The 16,272-nt window shown below is 45.2% G+C and carries 18 protein-coding genes; 8 read left to right on the top strand and 10 right to left on the bottom strand.

All coding sequences use genetic code 11. The annotated features are described in order from the left end of the window. Window positions 1-34 precede the first annotated feature (34 nt). The 3 genes from IQ257_RS13700 to IQ257_RS13690 form a co-directional block, all read right to left on the bottom strand. Window positions 35-805: a peroxiredoxin-like family protein gene (locus IQ257_RS13700; RefSeq protein ID WP_193877897.1), complete on the bottom strand. Its 771-nt coding sequence runs from the start codon at window positions 803-805 to the stop codon at window positions 35-37. 114 nt (window positions 806-919) lie between these two features. Further along, complete coding sequence (locus IQ257_RS13695) at window positions 920-1,099, bottom strand: hypothetical protein (protein WP_193877891.1); 180 nt, start codon at window positions 1,097-1,099, stop codon at window positions 920-922. A gap of 635 nt (window positions 1,100-1,734) precedes the next feature. Beyond that, window positions 1,735-2,076, bottom strand: coding sequence for an endonuclease domain-containing protein (locus IQ257_RS13690; protein WP_193877893.1), 342 nt, complete (start codon window positions 2,074-2,076; stop codon window positions 1,735-1,737). A gap of 265 nt (window positions 2,077-2,341) precedes the next feature. On the opposite strand from IQ257_RS13690, the gene IQ257_RS13685 reads away from it, so the two are divergent. Next, window positions 2,342-2,845, top strand: coding sequence for a thiol-disulfide oxidoreductase DCC family protein (locus IQ257_RS13685; protein ID WP_193879542.1), 504 nt, complete (start codon window positions 2,342-2,344; stop codon window positions 2,843-2,845). A gap of 42 nt (window positions 2,846-2,887) precedes the next feature. Here the strand turns inward: IQ257_RS13685 and IQ257_RS13680 are convergent, their stop codons facing one another. From IQ257_RS13680 to IQ257_RS13670, 3 genes are all read right to left on the bottom strand, one after another. Further along, complete coding sequence (locus IQ257_RS13680) at window positions 2,888-4,639, bottom strand: hypothetical protein (RefSeq protein ID WP_193879539.1); 1,752 nt, start codon at window positions 4,637-4,639, stop codon at window positions 2,888-2,890. 109 nt (window positions 4,640-4,748) lie between these two features. After that, window positions 4,749-5,021 carry a hypothetical protein gene (locus tag IQ257_RS13675; RefSeq protein WP_193879536.1) on the bottom strand — a complete coding sequence of 91 codons (273 nt, stop codon included), beginning with the start codon at window positions 5,019-5,021 and terminating at the stop codon, window positions 4,749-4,751. Window positions 5,022-5,030: 9 nt separating this feature from the next. After that, window positions 5,031-5,462 (bottom strand): hypothetical protein, encoded by a 432-nt coding sequence (locus IQ257_RS13670; protein ID WP_193933062.1) that lies wholly within the window; start codon window positions 5,460-5,462, stop codon window positions 5,031-5,033. A 563-nt stretch (window positions 5,463-6,025) separates the two neighbouring features. Here IQ257_RS13670 and IQ257_RS13665 point away from each other — a divergent pair. Then, window positions 6,026-6,583 carry a hypothetical protein gene (locus tag IQ257_RS13665; RefSeq protein ID WP_193879530.1) on the top strand — a complete coding sequence of 186 codons (558 nt, stop codon included), beginning with the start codon at window positions 6,026-6,028 and terminating at the stop codon, window positions 6,581-6,583. Between the two features lie 96 nt (window positions 6,584-6,679). Here the strand turns inward: IQ257_RS13665 and IQ257_RS13660 are convergent, their stop codons facing one another. Further along, the gene (locus tag IQ257_RS13660) at window positions 6,680-7,093 is read right to left on the bottom strand and encodes a Spy/CpxP family protein refolding chaperone (protein ID WP_193879527.1); all 414 of its coding nucleotides are present in this window, start codon (window positions 7,091-7,093) and stop codon (window positions 6,680-6,682) included. A gap of 217 nt (window positions 7,094-7,310) precedes the next feature. Between IQ257_RS13660 and IQ257_RS13655 the strand changes: the two genes are divergently transcribed. Together IQ257_RS13655 and IQ257_RS13650 are read left to right on the top strand one after the other, a co-directional pair. Beyond that, a complete protein-coding gene (locus IQ257_RS13655; protein ID WP_193879525.1) occupies window positions 7,311-8,528 on the top strand; it encodes a sensor histidine kinase in 1,218 nt (405 codons plus the stop codon). 55 nt (window positions 8,529-8,583) lie between these two features. After that, window positions 8,584-9,222: a response regulator gene (locus IQ257_RS13650; protein ID WP_193879545.1), complete on the top strand. Its 639-nt coding sequence runs from the start codon at window positions 8,584-8,586 to the stop codon at window positions 9,220-9,222. Here IQ257_RS13650 and IQ257_RS13645 read toward each other — a convergent pair. The 3 genes from IQ257_RS13645 to IQ257_RS13635 all read right to left on the bottom strand — a co-directional run bounded on the left by IQ257_RS13645 (window position 9,208) and on the right by IQ257_RS13635 (window position 11,441). After that, the gene (locus IQ257_RS13645; protein ID WP_193879522.1) at window positions 9,208-9,717 is read right to left on the bottom strand and encodes a hypothetical protein; all 510 of its coding nucleotides are present in this window, start codon (window positions 9,715-9,717) and stop codon (window positions 9,208-9,210) included. The genes IQ257_RS13650 and IQ257_RS13645 overlap by 15 nt on opposite strands. A 172-nt stretch (window positions 9,718-9,889) precedes the next feature. Continuing rightward, window positions 9,890-10,087 (bottom strand): hypothetical protein, encoded by a 198-nt coding sequence (locus IQ257_RS13640; protein WP_193879520.1) that lies wholly within the window; start codon window positions 10,085-10,087, stop codon window positions 9,890-9,892. A 250-nt stretch (window positions 10,088-10,337) separates the two neighbouring features. Then, window positions 10,338-11,441, bottom strand: coding sequence for an ABC transporter ATP-binding protein (locus IQ257_RS13635; RefSeq protein ID WP_193879518.1), 1,104 nt, complete (start codon window positions 11,439-11,441; stop codon window positions 10,338-10,340). Window positions 11,442-11,817: 376 nt separating this feature from the next. Here IQ257_RS13635 and IQ257_RS13630 point away from each other — a divergent pair, with 376 nt between their 5' ends. The 4 genes from IQ257_RS13630 to IQ257_RS13615 all read left to right on the top strand — a co-directional run bounded on the left by IQ257_RS13630 (window position 11,818) and on the right by IQ257_RS13615 (window position 16,074). Further along, window positions 11,818-12,582 (top strand): Uma2 family endonuclease, encoded by a 765-nt coding sequence (locus IQ257_RS13630; RefSeq protein ID WP_193879485.1) that lies wholly within the window; start codon window positions 11,818-11,820, stop codon window positions 12,580-12,582. A gap of 78 nt (window positions 12,583-12,660) precedes the next feature. Beyond that, on the top strand, window positions 12,661-13,557 hold the full coding sequence (locus IQ257_RS13625; RefSeq protein WP_193879482.1) for an alpha/beta fold hydrolase: 897 nt from the start codon (window positions 12,661-12,663) through the stop codon (window positions 13,555-13,557). A 249-nt stretch (window positions 13,558-13,806) separates the two neighbouring features. Continuing rightward, on the top strand, window positions 13,807-14,736 hold the full coding sequence (locus IQ257_RS13620; protein WP_193879479.1) for an RnfABCDGE type electron transport complex subunit D: 930 nt from the start codon (window positions 13,807-13,809) through the stop codon (window positions 14,734-14,736). A 33-nt stretch (window positions 14,737-14,769) separates the two neighbouring features. Continuing rightward, on the top strand, window positions 14,770-16,074 hold the full coding sequence (locus tag IQ257_RS13615; protein ID WP_193879476.1) for a DUF2330 domain-containing protein: 1,305 nt from the start codon (window positions 14,770-14,772) through the stop codon (window positions 16,072-16,074). Window positions 16,075-16,272 lie beyond the last annotated feature (198 nt).

Raw genomic sequence — 16,272 nt, 5'->3', positions numbered from 1 at the left:
AAATGTTAAGCTGAATAGTTTGATGACAACTCCCTCAAACCTCTGATAAAAACGATAATGGGCGGCTCTTGTTAGCAGCAAAGTCGAGAATTCCCTTATCACGATGCTCGTAGAGTAGCTTACCCTCTGTATCAAAGAGGAAGGTTCCACCTCGCTGTGTCAGATAGGCAGAATTGGGGACGTAAGTTTTCCAATTGCCCAGAACTTCCACCATATTTCGCAGTCGTAAGGTGGCTAATTCAAACGGGCGCTGATACCCCCTACCCCCAGCGAATTTAAAAAATTCCCCTTTTAGTGGGGGTAGCGGTGCTGCTTGTACCACTTCATTATCATCAATAAGCTGAGGCGCTTGGCGATCGCCCCGATAACCCCGAAAAACTTCAGCGAGTGTACCCCGGCTGCCAATCCCTGCACACATTAATAGTAGGTTAAACCAAGCTGTTTGATTGGTGGAGAGTCCAGGGAGTTTTAGACAAAGCCCAGGATAGAGATGAAGCTGGCGATGCAATTGAGCATCTGGATCAACAAACAACCACTCGGCAGGAAATCCTGTATAGTTACAGAACTGTTTTCCCGAATCGAGGTTGCCAATACCCACAGCGCGAATAGCTAGTCCTTTAGCTTGCAACGGTTCGGCTTCTCGCTGTAACCACCAAGCGTATTCTAGACTATCAAAGTCACCCAGTTGAGACCAGACGAGTACGAGGGTGCGTGGGGCACTCTCGCAGTTTTCTAGAAGCGCCCGTGTCATACCATCGCTGACTCGCTGCCGTTGAGTTTGATGAATAATCGTGTAGGGATTCATAGAGGCACTCACCATTGGATTTTGTTTTGTGGTATTTGACTAGTACATAACACATCTCATCTTCGCGATCGCTTTTGTACAGGCTGAGTTGTCGTGATGGTAGTTTTGAGGCAGTTAAGCGGCTGTGGGGAGGCATTTTACCCAGATGTTTTTCAGGAAGGACACAACGGCATCGGCGTATTGAGAGTTATGTTTTGTCTGGTCGCGTTCAATTGCGTTCCACAAGTGTTGTAGTTGTTGCTGAGTGGAGCATTTTTGCAGTTGACAGGCAATGGCATTTTTCCATTGTTCCATCTGACGGTAGCTGATAAATTGTCCTCCTTATCTGGGTAATGTCTTCAGAAAGGGCGATCGCTGCGCTCTTTTTAGCGATCGCCTGCAAGGAACTTGTTTGACTGACATATGTGAAAATCAGCCATTCGTATTTTATGGTAGAAAGGCTGGAAAGAAGGCAGCGCCAGCTTGAAGTACTGTTTGAAGAGTTAAGGGCAAAGACTGGCGAAGACCTTGACGAGGAAGATGAGGTTGGCGACGAGGAAGAATAGGGCGCGATCGCATCAATGTTCAATACAAGACTCTACTGGAGGTTTTGAAGATTACGTCTGATGAGTTGCCAGATCAATTTGGCTTTCCAGATAGTCAAAATGAGTAAGAAGGTACTATAGGTAGTGAAAGCCAAATACAATGTATAACTTGACGCATAGCCAAAAAGTTCTTCTACGATGGTTCGTCCAGCAGGTCAATCAAGGAAACCTATCTGAAGAATTTATAATCTCTAGGCTTTTACATGGTTCGTCCATTTCTGGTTACAGTGGAGAAGAACCGCTGCCCGAGATGAAAAAGACAGCTATACAGGCACTTCAGGCTGAGGGCTTGCTTCAGTACGAAGATTTAGGAAATGATCTGCGATGTACTCTCACTGGCAAAGCTTATGAAGCTGTGGATAACAACTTCGATGCCCCAGACACATCTTCATTAGTAAACCTTAAAAACCGAATTCCCACCGACTCAATAAAAGCCTGCCTTTCTTGGTCATATTCTCGTGCGCCGTCTTGAAAATGACTCTCCCCATCAATTTCTATCGCTAATTTAAGTTCAGTACAATAAAAATCGACAACGAACCGACCAACACCATATTGACTACGAAACTTAACTCCTTCAAGCTGCTTACCCTTGAGCTTTTGCCAGAGCCTAAATTCAGCTTTTGTCATGTTCCGCCGAAGCTGCTGACGTTTCGCTTTCTCTAAGGTTCTGTTGTAAAGTTTGGTCATTGGTGCATCCTGGTTTTATAGAAGGTTAGTCCTGATAAATGTTTCCCCAGGTTAACCCCCCCAACCCCCCTTGGTAAGGGGGGAGTAAGAGAAAGAAGAGGCGATCGCACGCTCAACAGCTTATATTCTGAATAGCATCCTCAAATCGTTACATTTAGCAACAAATATCGTTACAATTAGCAATAAACAAGCCAGCAAAATCTCCATCTCCTTGTCCGAGAGATTTTTAACCAGGTTCCAACGCTAATTGATTCTCCAACCCCCTATGCCCTCATCAAACACCCAACCCCACGAATCCCTTGCAGTCGCTACTGTATCTGCTTCCCCATCCTGGCAAATCAAGTTGCTGTACGACGGTGAATGTCCCTTGTGTATGCGAGAAGTCAACTTCTTGAGAAAACGGGATGCTGGTCGAGGAAAAGTAGCGTTTGTGGACATTGCCGACGATGACTATACTCCCTCTTTGCATGGCGGCGTAGACTTTGAGACAGCAATGGGGCGAATCCATGCGGTACTCCCCGACGGCACTGTCATCAAAAATGTCGAGGTCTTTCGTCGAGTCTACGAAATCCTAGGAATGGGGTGGATTTATGCCGCCACCAAGCTACCTGTGATTGGTTGGATTGTGGATACCCTGTACGAAATCTGGGCAGACTGGCGACTTGCTCTCACGGGACGACCCGACTTACCCACTATTATGAGCGATCGCACTAAGCGGATCGAGTGCCAGACACTCCAGCGTTGTCGATTGTCCGACGATGATAATTGACCGAAGAAATTATGAATTATGCTATCGAGTTGTTAATAGTTTTCACTCCCTCCCCGGAGCATTTTCAATTAAAGAACCCTGGGATGTACCCAAACATTTTGCTGCCAATACGACTAAAGTATCTGTCTCAAAAACCGAACAGCGCTCTACTAGAGTAGACAAAGCTGGAGTTGTTCCCTCCTCCAGTTCTTTAATACTTTCCGCTGCTTCGGAAAACTGCATTAACCAGTTACTTCCAGAAATATAGTCAGGCGTAAAAGCTGCTCGATTCAGAAGCCAAAAATCCACGCCATAGGTTTGTATGAACCTTTGTACTTCTGTCAAGTCCCCACTGTACTGAGCGCGAATTAAATCAACTGTCCGCTCACGAATTTTACGATAATAACCGACATGATAGGGAATCGCATACATCTCACTCACTAAAACAGACCGTTGAGCAAAGGTTGGCAGATTATTCGCCTCTTCATCTAAAGATGCAATAATACTATCCTGCGGTTGTTGTGCCAAAAATTCGTACAATTCGGGAACCCCACCCTCTTTGTATCGGGTAATTGGAAACGGGACAAAGCAGGGATAGAGCAAAAGTATCATTCCTAGTAGTGCGCTTACTCCTAGCGCCCAGCGTTTTCTAGATGGGTTAGAGTTGGCGTTTGCCCAATGAAATAGCCCATCTACCATTACAATTAAAGCGATCGCACTCGCTAACGCCACAACGATTCTTAAACTATGAGTGGTATAGCGAACCGGCAGATGCAGCTTGAACAAGACAGCATGAGCAACAAAAAACATCACACCCGCAGCTAAGGCAACCTGAGGTAAAATTGCAACCTGTCCCCTTACTTGCCTTGCTAACGGAAAACGGGACGGGTAACGCAACAGAAACGGTAACAGCAAACCCAACCACAGCAACGGTAGCAGCGATATCCCCCCCAGAAGACTGCTGCGTTTGCCAAATAGCCAAAACTCCCACGGATTTTCATCAAAAAAAGGAGTTCTCCCATCCGGCAGAAATTCCGGTAACGTTCTCGCCTCTGCACCTGTAATCACTGGAGCAAATTCATTGGATTGTAAAGCGTAGGGCAACAGCACCACAAAAGCAACTCCCAACCCAGCGATACAAAACCAATAATCCCGACGATTCCCAGAAAGACGCGGTTGCCACCCCTGCCAGCGCCATATCTGTAAAATCAAGACTCCCGCACAGATAAACACATACTGAGGATAGAACAATCCCAAAAGAGCGATCGCACCCAGACAAGGAAGCAACGAACGCTGCAGCAAATAGTATAAAAATGCTAAAACTATCGGATAAACAAATGCTCTCGGCGTACCAGAAACGAGAGTATAGGTTGTCCAAAGCGTTTGATTGAGCAACAGAGATGCTGTAAATCCTGCCACGGGTATTGGTAACAGTTGCAAACAAGTCCCGAAGCAGTACCCTGTGGTAATTAATCCCAAAATTGTAGGCACCACTTTGTTAAATACCCACGGATTAATACCCAAAGCCGCCATAATCCGGTAGAGGGCTGTATACCCAGCCGGAGCAATAGACTGATGGTAATCCGTAATTAAATCATTGGGAAATAGAGTTGGATCTAAAAACCGCTGCATCCAGAAGACGTGCTGACGCGCATCGCTATCTACTAAATAGTCACTGCTAAATGCTATTTGGAGTGCTAAGAGGCTGTAAATTGCTGAGAATGTCAGGCTGAGACTCAACCAGAAGATTACCTGGGAGCGGGGTAGCTTATCCGTAGGAGTCGTTAGCAGTCGTTGCAGGGAAGTGATGGACATGAGAACAAAAATGGAGATAGGAGATAGGAGTATCTGCTGAGATGCACTAGGGTGCGCTATTGTGAAGTTGCGATAAAGCTTTGATGAAGTTTCTGTGAATTTATCCAGATTATCCGCAATTACGTGGTTTGGGAACATCCGCTAAGTAATCCAAAAACCATCGCTGTTCGTATTCACTAAGGGACTTCCCTTCGGAATCCCTCTGTTTCAATATCGAGAGCGACTTTATGAATTTTTCCAAAACCCTTATAGGAACAGCCGCGATCGCCGTGGCAACTCTATGTCCGACGACAGCAATGGCTGCCTCAATGTTTTTCAAAGCGGATTTAAACACGCTCAATGCTGACTTTGGATCGACAGCATCAGGATCGGCAAGACTCACCCAGCCCTTTCAAGGTGTCAGCTTTTTGGCTTTAGTTTGGGCTAGAATCTTAGCAGTAGAAACATGAGGGCGCTGGGCAGGACGCTGGCGTTTGAGTCGGAAGTTTGTCTTCTTTTCGGCGCGTGGGTGACGTAGAAAGGCTCTCAAATTAACCCGACCCGCCAAATCCAGAAGCACCTGGGTCAACTCCATCAAACTCATCTGCTCAAAAACCTTCCATTCACAAGGAGGAATCGCAATCATCATGCCGCGATAAGTGCCTCGAATTTCGTCAGCCAGATAATAACAGGAAACTTCTTGTTCAACTTTCTCGCTGCCATAAACGCTTCTCAAGGCAGCTAGGACTACAGCAAGAATATTGTAGGAAACTAGAGCAACACAGAAAGCAAAAAGAGCTGCCTTGGGATAAGCAAGAGTCTTGATTTGACAATTAAAAATCACAGTGAGTACTTGAAACAAGGTTTCGAGAGTCCAACGCTTACGATAGATTTGAGCAATGAGAGCAGCCGTTGCTACTCTTATGGGGAGATTAGTCAGAATAAAGATTTATCGCTATTTCAAGCCTGGTTGCATTGTACTGTCATTGTTTGTCAATTCTGGCAACCCCTAACTGTATTCGCCTCGACGAAAACTCCTTGTTTTTTTCTTTTTGCGCTGCCGTTAATTTCCCTTTCTAGCAAACTGGGTGGCAATAATTATCCGAGCAGAACTAACCAATCGTTAAATATATCGTTAGCCGTAGATTCACTTAGTTGAAAATCTCTCCCGCTGTAAAAAACACAGTCTGTACTCTTAATGAATACTAGCTGTAGGTGTATACTAGCAAAAGCACCATGTTTGCATCGCTTTCATAACGATCGTATTACTTTTTCAAAAATTAAATACCTGCCTTATTTATTCATCAAATCTTCATCAAAATAAGTTTAAAAATGTGTTTTGCAGTTGATAAGTTGGGCATACTGGACTAGAACCCCTGCAAAAACCTTTGACTGCATGATTGTCAGATGCCATTTTATAAATTAGCACGTATCCTTTCTACAGCTACCCTCCTGGTTAGCTGCACTGTCCAACAATCCTCACTTGTTCATTCGGGAAATACAATCGCTAGCAATCCGTCCCCTGTCGTATCACCTCGCATGAAAACTGCAATTGAAGAGCTGCGAGTCATAAAAATTAAACTCGAAAGCGGCATTAATCCCAAAGAGTATGGCGAAGATATTACGGATTTAGTGCCGATTGTGGAAAATGCCTACGGTGATGCCAACGTCTTAGCCATTGTCAAATCAGCAGTTGAAGGGCATCAATTAGCTGTACAGTTCTGGCAGTGCGATCGCATTCACGGATATGATGAGCTATTCCAATGCCGAGATCAAGTCCTGAAACAGGTTTTCACGAAATACCCGGATATTAGCGAGCAAGCTAAGGCAGCGATTGAAGGAGAAAATTTATCTTTTATGAGCGCGGGCTTGGATGAAGACGCAGTATTGCAGGCAATTTGGGAAAAGACTGCCATTGATACAGAAGCAGCCTTACAAGCGGTTAACCCCACTCCCCCTCAGTAGTAAGTACCTCGACACAAATAAAGGTGACAGTTGAGGGAATGGGGAATGGGGAATAGTATAGATACTCTACTCCCCACTGAGTACAATTAGTTGGTATTAACGAGGTTGATTTCTCCCTCTGAATCTACCTTCACCCCGACGGGATTGCATTGCTTCACGCATTTGCTGACGTTGTTCTTCAGTGAGGACATTCTGCATCTGCTCTCGGGCTGACTGATGGATCTCTCGCATCTGATCTCGCTGTTCATCCGAAAGGTTAAGAGCTTCCCTTGCTCCCCGTACACGCTGACGTTCTGTTCTGATAGTTTGGAATTGCTGCTGTTGTTCAGGAGAAAGGATCTGCTCAATTTGAGAGTCAGTACTTTCCCGAATTTGTTCCAACTGGGCTTTTTGTTCGGCGGTAAGGTTGAGTTCCTCCATGAAGGGTGGTTGAGCGCGAACTGCCATCGGAGCCGTAGTCAAGGCAATTGCTGCAATACTAGCCAGTAACGGAAGGACTTTGATTTTCATGGTATTGACTCTTTGATGTTGTTGACTCGAACGGATTGATGTTCGATGTCTTAATCTTAAAGACAGTAAGAGTCAGACAACCTGAGGAAAAAGTCCCGAATTGATCTAGGACTAAAGTCCTACAGTGCCCCCTTGTCTCTTCCCCGAAACCCTACACCCCTTGAATGTTGTTGTCTTTCCTTCAGCCGTTTGGTTAAGATTTTAGGAAAAAATACTGATGCGCTCTCCCCTTCAAACTTCTAAACATCCGATTCATTTTTTACTCTATTTGGAGTGGATTCTACTGGGAATTATCGCTGTCATTGAATTTCTGAGGTTTCCTTTTCCTCCATTCACTCGGTTTCCACTCCTCAATTTACTGTGTCTGGCATTATTTGGGGTAATGGGGTTAAGATTACCCTCAGAGAATAAACTTAATAAAGTCATTTATACCGGAATAGAAATCGGGTTAATTCTAGTGGCATCCCTCGTGGGCAAACTGCGAATGTTACCATTGATGTTAATTATCTTGGTGATCCGAAACTGCTTTATTTTTGAACGACAAAGGCGTTTAATTATTACGGGCTTCGCTTTTGTTTTATTTCTGCTGCGAGAAATTGATCGATTTCAGTATCGCAATTTTAGACCTCGCCCTCCTCTAAAACCCCCTCCGTTGGTAGTGCCTGAGCGATGGATATTTATTTTATTAAGTTCTATTTTTGTCTTTGGATTAGTGTTAGTATTTTTACAGCTATTAGTGGATGCCGTGTTAGCAGAACGGCGCAGTCGAGAAGAACTAGCGAAAGCGAATGCCCAACTCTACCGTTATGCTTTGCGTATCGAAGATGTTGCTACCCTGCAAGAACGCAACCGGATTGCCCGTGAAATTCACGACTCCTTAGGGCATTCTCTAACTGTCTTTAACCTGCACTTAGAAGCGGCGTTGAGACTTTTGGATTCTGAACCTGCTGAAGCCAAAGACTTTCTGTTAGAAGCAAAACAAGTGGGAGCAACAGCCTTAAAAGAGGTACGTCAGTCTGTTTCTACCTTACGTTCCAACCCTTTGCAAAGTCAGTCATTAGAAAATGCGATCGCTTCTTTAATCGACGATTTCCATAAATCTACAGGTATTTCCCCAACCTGTCACATTGAACTCTATCATCCAGTCAGCACTGAAATCAAAACTGCCGTTTACCGCATTATCCAAGAATCACTAACCAATATTTGCAAATATGCCAGGGCAACCGAGGTTAGCATTCAGGTTTGGGCAGACGCAGATTTATACTTAAGCATTCGAGATAATGGTAGGGGATTTCATCTCGAGCAAACCACTACAGGTTTTGGTTTGCAAGGAATGCGCGAACGCGCTCTGGTATTGGGAGGCAGTTTTAAAATTGTGACTGCACCCGGAGAGGGTTGCCAAATTATTGCTAATTTTCCCTTGCTTAGGGTGTAGCTTAAATTATATCTACCGGCAGACGCCTGTACTACGATACGGAATAATCCCAATGATGATTCGCTTATTACTCGTTGACGATCAAAGTTTAGTTCGGCGTGGATTAAAAGCTTTATTGAAATTTGAGGAGGGTTTGGAGGTAGTTGGTGAAGCGGATAATGGGGAAAACGCCATTCATCAAGTGGAGGTGTTGCAGCCGGATGTGGTGCTGATGGATGTGCGAATGCCGATTATGGATGGCGTTGCTGCGACTCGGCAAATCTGTCAGCAGTTCCCGCCCATAAAAGTATTAGTATTGACGACGTTTGATGATGATGAGTACGTTACGCAAGCGCTACAGTACGGTGCAGCCGGATATTTGCTCAAGGATACACCACCCGAAGAATTAGCTCAAGCGATTCGCGCCGTGCATAAGGGTTATACTCAACTAGGACCGGGAATTGGTAAAAAAATTGCGGCTCAAATTCCTGCACAACCACCCAACCCATCAGCTATTTGGGATGAATTAACGCCGAGAGAACAAGAAATTTTGCAGTTAATTGCTACCGGTGCCAGTAATCGGGAGATTGCTCTATCACTGTATATTTCTGAGAAGACGGTGAAAAACCACGTTACCAGTATTTTAAGTCGGTTGAATTTACGCGATCGCACTCAAGCAGCAATTTGGGCAAATTCCCACTCAATCCACCGCTAACAATTCGACGGATTCAGCTATAATAGCTGGTTGTTTTTCATATTGGGCTTCCAATTTCTTGTCAAGGTCTAAATTCCAATCTAAATCATAATCTGTCTCAAATTCTGACCTCACGAATTGGCGGACTTTGCCCGTCACCCTCACCCAGTTCCCGGCAACGATAGGAACGTTAGGATTGGCATTGACAATCAACACTTCATCACCGCCCAAAAATTGGTCTTGTTGCAGATTGAATGTATCTCGATCGACAACTTCTCCTACTTTGCCATCAACCGTTACCATCTGACCTATCAGTTCATCCGTATCATCTGCAACATCCCCCAAGGTTGAGCCACTCCCTAGGGTTGCCCTATCCGGCGGAGCCGTTGCTTGTCTTGAGTTAACAGCGCAAGCTGGGAGAAGTAGGGTGAGAACTCCTAACGCAATTCCCCACCGGAAACTAAAGGGGCTGCGGCTGATGCGATCGCGATTAACAACAGAGTTATGATTAAACATAGAAAAACCTTCTGAAACTGCTGGTGGATTGTACCCGTCGCCCAGCTTTATTTTAAATAAGACAGACGTGCGATCGCGTCTTTCTGGGGAATCAGAAGCGCCTCTATCTCAAGAGATAAATTGGTTTGATTGGGGGCAACTGTGTTTGTGGCTACCAAAGCCGTTTCTAACTTCAAGCAGTCTGCAAATCGCGGCTGTTGTGCTTGAAGTCAGAGAGAATCTGCTTGGCTTCTGGCAGCGTTTCACAGATGTAATTTGCTTTAAAGTAAAAAGGTCTGATGCGATCGCCGTTTACTTTAGCAGGTTCCCAGATGGTCAGTTTCAAAGGTTTTTCAGGATTGCCAGTTGCCGAAAGGGAATGAAGTACCATGGTAGTGCAATTGATAAAAGGATGATTCCGATTGACAGCGGGATTGGTAGACTATTCTCTTCCTATCAAAATTAAGATCGGTAAATTCTACCTAAAGTTCCCTAGAAACTCCTACAATATCGCTATAAGGGTATTTTTCGCCACCTCACGCTTCAACACCCCCTGCCAAGTCCTCATACCAATTACGGACGTAGAAACTTCCCCCAGTCAGGCAGTACAGGCAAGATGCCCGTACTACTCCTTTGTTAGATTAGGTGATCGCTTGTTGGCTAGGCTTGTCAAACAGATGGAAGTATGAGCGATCGAAGACAATACTAACGGATTGACCTACAGCCATATGCGATCGCGGATCGACCCGTGCCACAAATTCCTGACCTGTGGCAGTATTGAGATAGACAATCACTTCATTGCCCATCATTTCCGTCACCGATACCGTTGCCCTCACCAAAGTCGGTTCAATGCCAGGAGGAACGTAGTCTGGATCGTGGATATTTTCAGGACGAATGCCGAAGATAACCTCTTGACTCTGATAGGGTTGATAGCATTTTACCCACTCCGCCGGAATTTGAAACTCAAAGGAGTCGGTTGTAATGTACAAGTCACTATCCCGACTGGTTAACTTAGCCTCAAAAAAATTCATTGCTGGAGAACCGATAAAGCCTGCAACAAAAACGTTTTTAGGATAGTTGTACAGGTTTTGAGGCGTATCCATTTGCTGCAATACCCCACCATTCATGACGGCGATATGAGTTCCCATGGTCATGGCTTCTACTTGGTCATGGGTGACGTAAATAAATGTGGTTCCCAATTCCTTGTGTAGTTTGCTAATTTCCGCACGTGCCTGCACCCGCAACTTAGCATCCAAATTCGATAGGGGTTCATCCATCAAAAATACTGCCGGATTGCGAACAATGGCGCGACCTACTGCTACCCGTTGCCGTTGTCCCCCGGATAGTTCCTTGGGTTTGCGGTGCAATAAAGGATCAATTCCCAGTTGTTTGGCAGCAGCTTCTACGCGGGTTTTAATTTCACTCCGACGCTTGCCTTGCAACTCCAGGCTAAATGCCATGTTTTCATACACAGACATGTGGGGGTATAAAGCGTAGGACTGGAAAACCATGGCAATATCCCGGTCTTTGGGCGGCATATCATTAACTCGCTTATCGCCAATGTATATATTGCCCTCAGTCACGTTCTCAAGACCTGCAAGCATCCGCAGGGAGGTGGTTTTCCCGCAGCCAGAGGGTCCGACAAAGACTAAGAATTCACCATCTTCGACGTTCAGGTTTAGGTCATTGACTGCGACAAAAGTATCAAATTTCTTGGTGACGTATTCAAAAACAACACTAGCCATTTTAGGGATGAGATAAATAGGGTGGTTGAGCGGTAGGCACCCGTGCAGTATGCTTTTTTAAAAATAAAGACACTTGGCTCGATTTGTCATCCCCAAGGCTGAGTGTTGGCGAGCTCACATCTTGTACCAATCTCAACAAGCCGCTTTTAGGTAGGGGTTGCGTGGCAAGAGTTCCAACCTTAATCTTGCTGAGTGGGTTCATCACTCTGAGGGTTGGATGCCTCTATCTGTCGGACTGCCTCTACTTCCAAGCCTAATGCTTCTGCCACCTACTTGACAGTCGTTTCTGATGTTGTAAAAATGCCTGAGCTAATTGAAAGTAACTTAGGATAAGATCTAACCAATAAAAAGAGATTGTAAGGCAGCTTTAGAAATCATGACTCAGATAAGTACTCCACCACAGGAATATAATGTTATTTGGGAAAAATTACCCCCAGATTTTGTTTTACCCGATGACCCCGTGGAAAATATTAATCAACCATTTCTGGCTGCTGCTTTGACAGAAGCGCTAGATAATTATGGATTTATTACTGACTCGCTGTTAATTGCTTCTAACTTTGGTCTGTGTGCCAAAGTTAATGGTAAAACCGTCGTCAAAGCCCCCGACTGGCTTTATGTTCCCTGTGTCTTTCCTGTAGCAGCAGGAGTCATTCGTCGCAGTTATACTCCCCACACCGAAGGAGATGTGCCAGCAGTAGTAATGGAGTTTTTGTCAGAGACGGATGCTGGAGAATATTCGGTTAGACCGACTTATCCTTATGGGAAAATGTGGTTTTATGAGCGTATTTTACAAATCCCTACCTACGTCATTTTTGATACGGATTCCGGAATGTTGGAAGTACGCCAATTAATTTCTGGACGTTACGAAATCCAACAACCTGACGCCCAGGGGCGTTATCTTATTGCTGCAATGGCTTTATCCTTGGGAGTTTGGTATGGCAAGCGGTTAGAAAGGACTAATCATTGGTTACGCTGGTGGGATCAAGAGGGGAGCCTGTTATTGTGGGGTTCGGAGCAGTTGGCTCAAGAGCGGGAAAAAATAGAACAGGAACGTCAACGGGCGGAAGCGGCGGAACAGGAGGTGGCTTCCTTGCGAGAAAGGTTGCGTCAAGGGGGACTTTCTGATGCTGAAGGGGTTTGAAAGAGCGATCGCACATAGCACAAACTTCCCCAACTCTCCCGCTTTTTACCAGTCCCCGTTCTCGGATAGGATGGAGATATGGCAACAATCGATATTCTAGGATCTACCCACGCCTACGAATTAACGCCTCCTAGGGCATCCTCCTCTCCAGCTCTGGTCTTCATCCACGGCTGGCTTTTAAGTCGAAGCTATTGGCAACCGCTGATTGATAGGCTAGTCGATGACTATCAGTGCTTGGTTTATGACTTGCGGGGATTCGGTGATTCCCGATCTTTAAAGGAAAAAACTGATTCGGAACTGCTAGAAGTCAATCCTGACTGTGTATCTACGACAAGCAACTATTCCCTAACTGCCTATGCTAGGGATTTGAGCATTCTACTGCAAAAATTAGATATTGAGAGAGCGTGGCTCATCGGTCATTCCCTAGGCGGCAGTATTGCTCTGTGGGGGGCATCTGTTGCCTCAGAGCAAGTCAAGGGGGTTATCTGCATCAACGCGGGTGGCGGAATTTATCTCAAAGAAGAGTTTGAGCGATTTCGGGCTGCCGGTCAGCAGTTAGTGAAACGTCGTCCCCAATGGCTATGCTATCTTCCTTGGATTGACGTGCTGTTTACGCGGGCGCAAGTGGCGCGTCCCATTGCCCGTCGGTGGGGACGGCAACGAGTTATTGATTTTGTGGTTGCTCATCCAGAAGCGGCACTGAGGACGTTACTGGATTCTACGACAGAAGCTGAGGTTCACCGTTTGCCCCTGGTGGTTTCACAGCTCGAACAGCCGCTTTATTTCATTGCTGGTGCCGATGATAAAGTAATGGAACCGAAGTACGTGCGCCATCTCGCTAGTTTTCACAAGCTATTTCAAGGCTGTGCTGCCAACGTGATTGAAATTCCTAAGTGCGGACATTTGGCTATGGTAGAGCAACCCGATGCCGTTGGGATGCAAATCCGCAAGATTCTGTCCGAACATCAGAGTTGATGTATTGTTACAAAAAATGTAACACCTAAGTCCTTAGGTTTAACGACAGGCATACTGGCAACAGGACTGATACCTACTTACGGTTGCTGCGCTACATATAGATTCTCATAAGCCCCCTTTTTTAGGGGAGAATAAAACGAGTCTATGTAGTACCTTAACCGTGAAAGCCGAACACGACGACAACAGGGATAGGCAGAAATTGGCTGACTTGTTAACCCATCCCCTATTTCCTATTTGCCATTTCTTTAAATGCTACGACAAGATCCCAGAGACTATCAGATTTTGTTTCTCTTACTCTTCCTCATTTTGGGTATTGGAACAAGAGATTGGACAATACGACCTGATTTGATTGTGGTTGTGACAGTAACTTGCTTACTGACTCAGTGGGTAGCCGCATCTGTCTGTCCAAAAAGTCAAGGTAGATTTCTGGCTCTGTTTACCAACCGAGAAAATTTCCAAGGGCGGCTTAATTGGGGTTGGAAGAGTCTGCTGCAACTGCCTTCACTCAAAAGCGCGGCTATCACGGCTTTGGGCTTGAGTCTGCTACTGCGGAGCGATCGCTATACCACCATGATTCTGGCAGGTATTCTGGCAATTTTGAGTAAATTTATTTTTCAAGTTCAAGGTAAACATTTTTTTAATCCGGCTAATTTTGGCATAATTTCAGTTTTAATTCTGACAAATGATGCTTGGGTTTCGCCTGGACAATGGGGGGATGATGGCTGGTATGCGCTGTTATTTGCCGGTATGGGTGGCATGATATTAAAGCGGGTCGGTCGCTGGGACACAACGGCAGCTTTTTTGGGGGTTTATGCTTTACTAGAAGCCGTGCGGAATCTTTGGCTTGGCTGGACATGGGATGTGTTTTCCCATCGGTTGATGAGCGGCTCGTTGTTGCTATTCGCTCTGTTTATGCTCACAGATCCTCGCTCGATTCCCAATGCCCGGAGCAGTCGATTACTCTGGGCGGGATGCATCGCCATCTTTACCTTTATTTTACGGAATCAATTTTTTATTACTACCGCCGTTTTCTGGGCGTTGTTTGCCCTAGCCCCCTTAACGGTACTTTTAGATTTTATCTGGTCATCGCCAAGATTTTCTTGGAATGAATCCTCGGCTAACATCTCTAGCGACTCTGGTGAAAAGGAATTGACTAGAGAGAAGGAAGCCATTGTTTAGAGCCGGAATTTTACTGATATTGAGGAGATAGCAATGAAGTTAGTGCGGATTTTGATAACGTTACTGCTGACATTTGTAGCTGTAATAAGCTTTGCTCAAAAAGCCTGGGCGTTCTGCGGGTTTTATGTGGCTAAAGCCGATACGAAGCTTTACAATCAAGCATCTCAAGTGATTATCGCACGGGATAGCGATCGCACGATTCTAACGATGGCAAATGATTATCAAGGGGATGTCAAAGACTTTGCCTTGGTTGTCCCAGTTCCTGTGGTGCTTGAGCAAGAACAGGTTCGGGTTGGTGACTCTAAGATTGTGGAACGACTCGATGCCTTTAGTGCGCCGCGACTGGTGGAATATTTTGATTCAGATCCCTGTGCGCCTCCTATTCCTGTTGGTGGAATAATGAGAGGAGTCCCTCAAGCGGCACCGTTAAGTGAAGCAGAGGATAATGTTTTCGGTGTCACCGTAGAAGCCAGCTTTTCAGTGGGGGAATATGACATTGTTATTCTCAGCGCTAGAGAATCGGATGGTTTAGAAACCTGGCTGAGACGAAATGGCTACCGAATTCCACGGGGTTCTAGTCAGTTGTTGCGACCCTATATTCGGCAGGATATGAAGTTCTTTGTTGCCAAGGTCAATATCGAAGAATTTGAAGAAGCTGGCTATCAATTTTTGCGACCTCTTCAAATGGCTTACGAGTCTCCTCGATTCATGCTACCGATTCGTTTGGGGATGATTAATAGTACATCTGAGCAGGATTTAATTGTTTATATCTTATCTCCCAAAGGTCAGGTAGAGGTAACAAATTATCGGACTGTGAATGTTCCATCTGATGCTCAAATTCCAGTTTTTGTAAAAAATGAGTTTGATAAGTTCTACAAGGCGATGTTCCAAACGGCTTACGAACGAGAAAATAAAAAGGTTGCGTTTGTAGAATATGCTTGGGACATGGGATGGTGCGACCCTTGTGCGGCTAATCCCTTAACCCCAGAAGAGCTTAAGCAAGCTGGAGTGTTTTGGCTGAATTCTAACGCTCCTAATAACGTATTTATCACTCGGTTACACGTTCGCTATACTCGCGATAAGTTTCCAGAAGATTTGATGTTCCAAGAGACATCAAACCGCCAGCAGTTTCAGGGGCGGTATGTTTTGCAGCATCCGTTTACGGGGGAGATGAATTGTAAAGCAGCTCAAGGCTATAAACGTTCGTTGAATGAACGATTTGAACAGGAGGCGCAGACTTTAGCTAAACTGACGGGGTGGAAGATTGGGGATATTCGCCAGAAAATAGATTTTACTGAGAGTCAGTCTAATCGTTGGTGGCGAAATATTTGGGATTGATTCGGCAGAGCCTGCGGCTAGTCCCACACTAACAATAGCGACACTGAGAACTCCTCGATTTGGAAAAACGAGGGTTAGTAACTCTAACTAATTTCCTAATCACCTCTTGTCATTTCTTCCTGATTGAGTAGATAATAGGATGAAGACTGTATCAGTAAGCGATATGGAAACACCAGAAGTGACAATGAGCATAGGGGA

The organism is Coleofasciculus sp. LEGE 07092 (assembly GCF_015207375.1).
Lineage (GTDB): Bacteria > Cyanobacteriota > Cyanobacteriia > Cyanobacteriales > Coleofasciculaceae > LEGE-07092.
Note: the sequence above shows the minus strand (reverse complement) of the source record. Positions and strands in the feature narration are given on the sequence as shown.

Bases quoted from the DNA above. Each gene is read 5' to 3' on its own strand.
- IQ257_RS13700 (WP_193877897.1), bottom strand. From the start codon at position 805: ATGAATCCCTACACGATTATTCATCAAACTCAACGGCAGCGAGTCAGC.
- IQ257_RS13695 (WP_193877891.1), bottom strand. From the start codon at position 1,099: ATGGAACAATGGAAAAATGCCATTGCCTGTCAACTGCAAAAATGCTCC.
- IQ257_RS13690 (WP_193877893.1), bottom strand. From the start codon at position 2,076: ATGACCAAACTTTACAACAGAACCTTAGAGAAAGCGAAACGTCAGCAG.
- IQ257_RS13685 (WP_193879542.1), top strand. From the start codon at position 2,342: ATGCCCTCATCAAACACCCAACCCCACGAATCCCTTGCAGTCGCTACT.
- IQ257_RS13680 (WP_193879539.1), bottom strand. From the start codon at position 4,639: ATGTCCATCACTTCCCTGCAACGACTGCTAACGACTCCTACGGATAAG.
- IQ257_RS13665 (WP_193879530.1), top strand. From the start codon at position 6,026: ATGCCATTTTATAAATTAGCACGTATCCTTTCTACAGCTACCCTCCTG.
- IQ257_RS13660 (WP_193879527.1), bottom strand. From the start codon at position 7,093: ATGAAAATCAAAGTCCTTCCGTTACTGGCTAGTATTGCAGCAATTGCC.
- IQ257_RS13655 (WP_193879525.1), top strand. From the start codon at position 7,311: ATGCGCTCTCCCCTTCAAACTTCTAAACATCCGATTCATTTTTTACTC.
- IQ257_RS13650 (WP_193879545.1), top strand. From the start codon at position 8,584: ATGATTCGCTTATTACTCGTTGACGATCAAAGTTTAGTTCGGCGTGGA.
- IQ257_RS13645 (WP_193879522.1), bottom strand. From the start codon at position 9,717: ATGTTTAATCATAACTCTGTTGTTAATCGCGATCGCATCAGCCGCAGC.
- IQ257_RS13640 (WP_193879520.1), bottom strand. From the start codon at position 10,087: ATGGTACTTCATTCCCTTTCGGCAACTGGCAATCCTGAAAAACCTTTG.
- IQ257_RS13635 (WP_193879518.1), bottom strand. From the start codon at position 11,441: ATGGCTAGTGTTGTTTTTGAATACGTCACCAAGAAATTTGATACTTTT.
- IQ257_RS13630 (WP_193879485.1), top strand. From the start codon at position 11,818: ATGACTCAGATAAGTACTCCACCACAGGAATATAATGTTATTTGGGAA.
- IQ257_RS13625 (WP_193879482.1), top strand. From the start codon at position 12,661: ATGGCAACAATCGATATTCTAGGATCTACCCACGCCTACGAATTAACG.
- IQ257_RS13620 (WP_193879479.1), top strand. From the start codon at position 13,807: ATGCTACGACAAGATCCCAGAGACTATCAGATTTTGTTTCTCTTACTC.
- IQ257_RS13615 (WP_193879476.1), top strand. From the start codon at position 14,770: ATGAAGTTAGTGCGGATTTTGATAACGTTACTGCTGACATTTGTAGCT.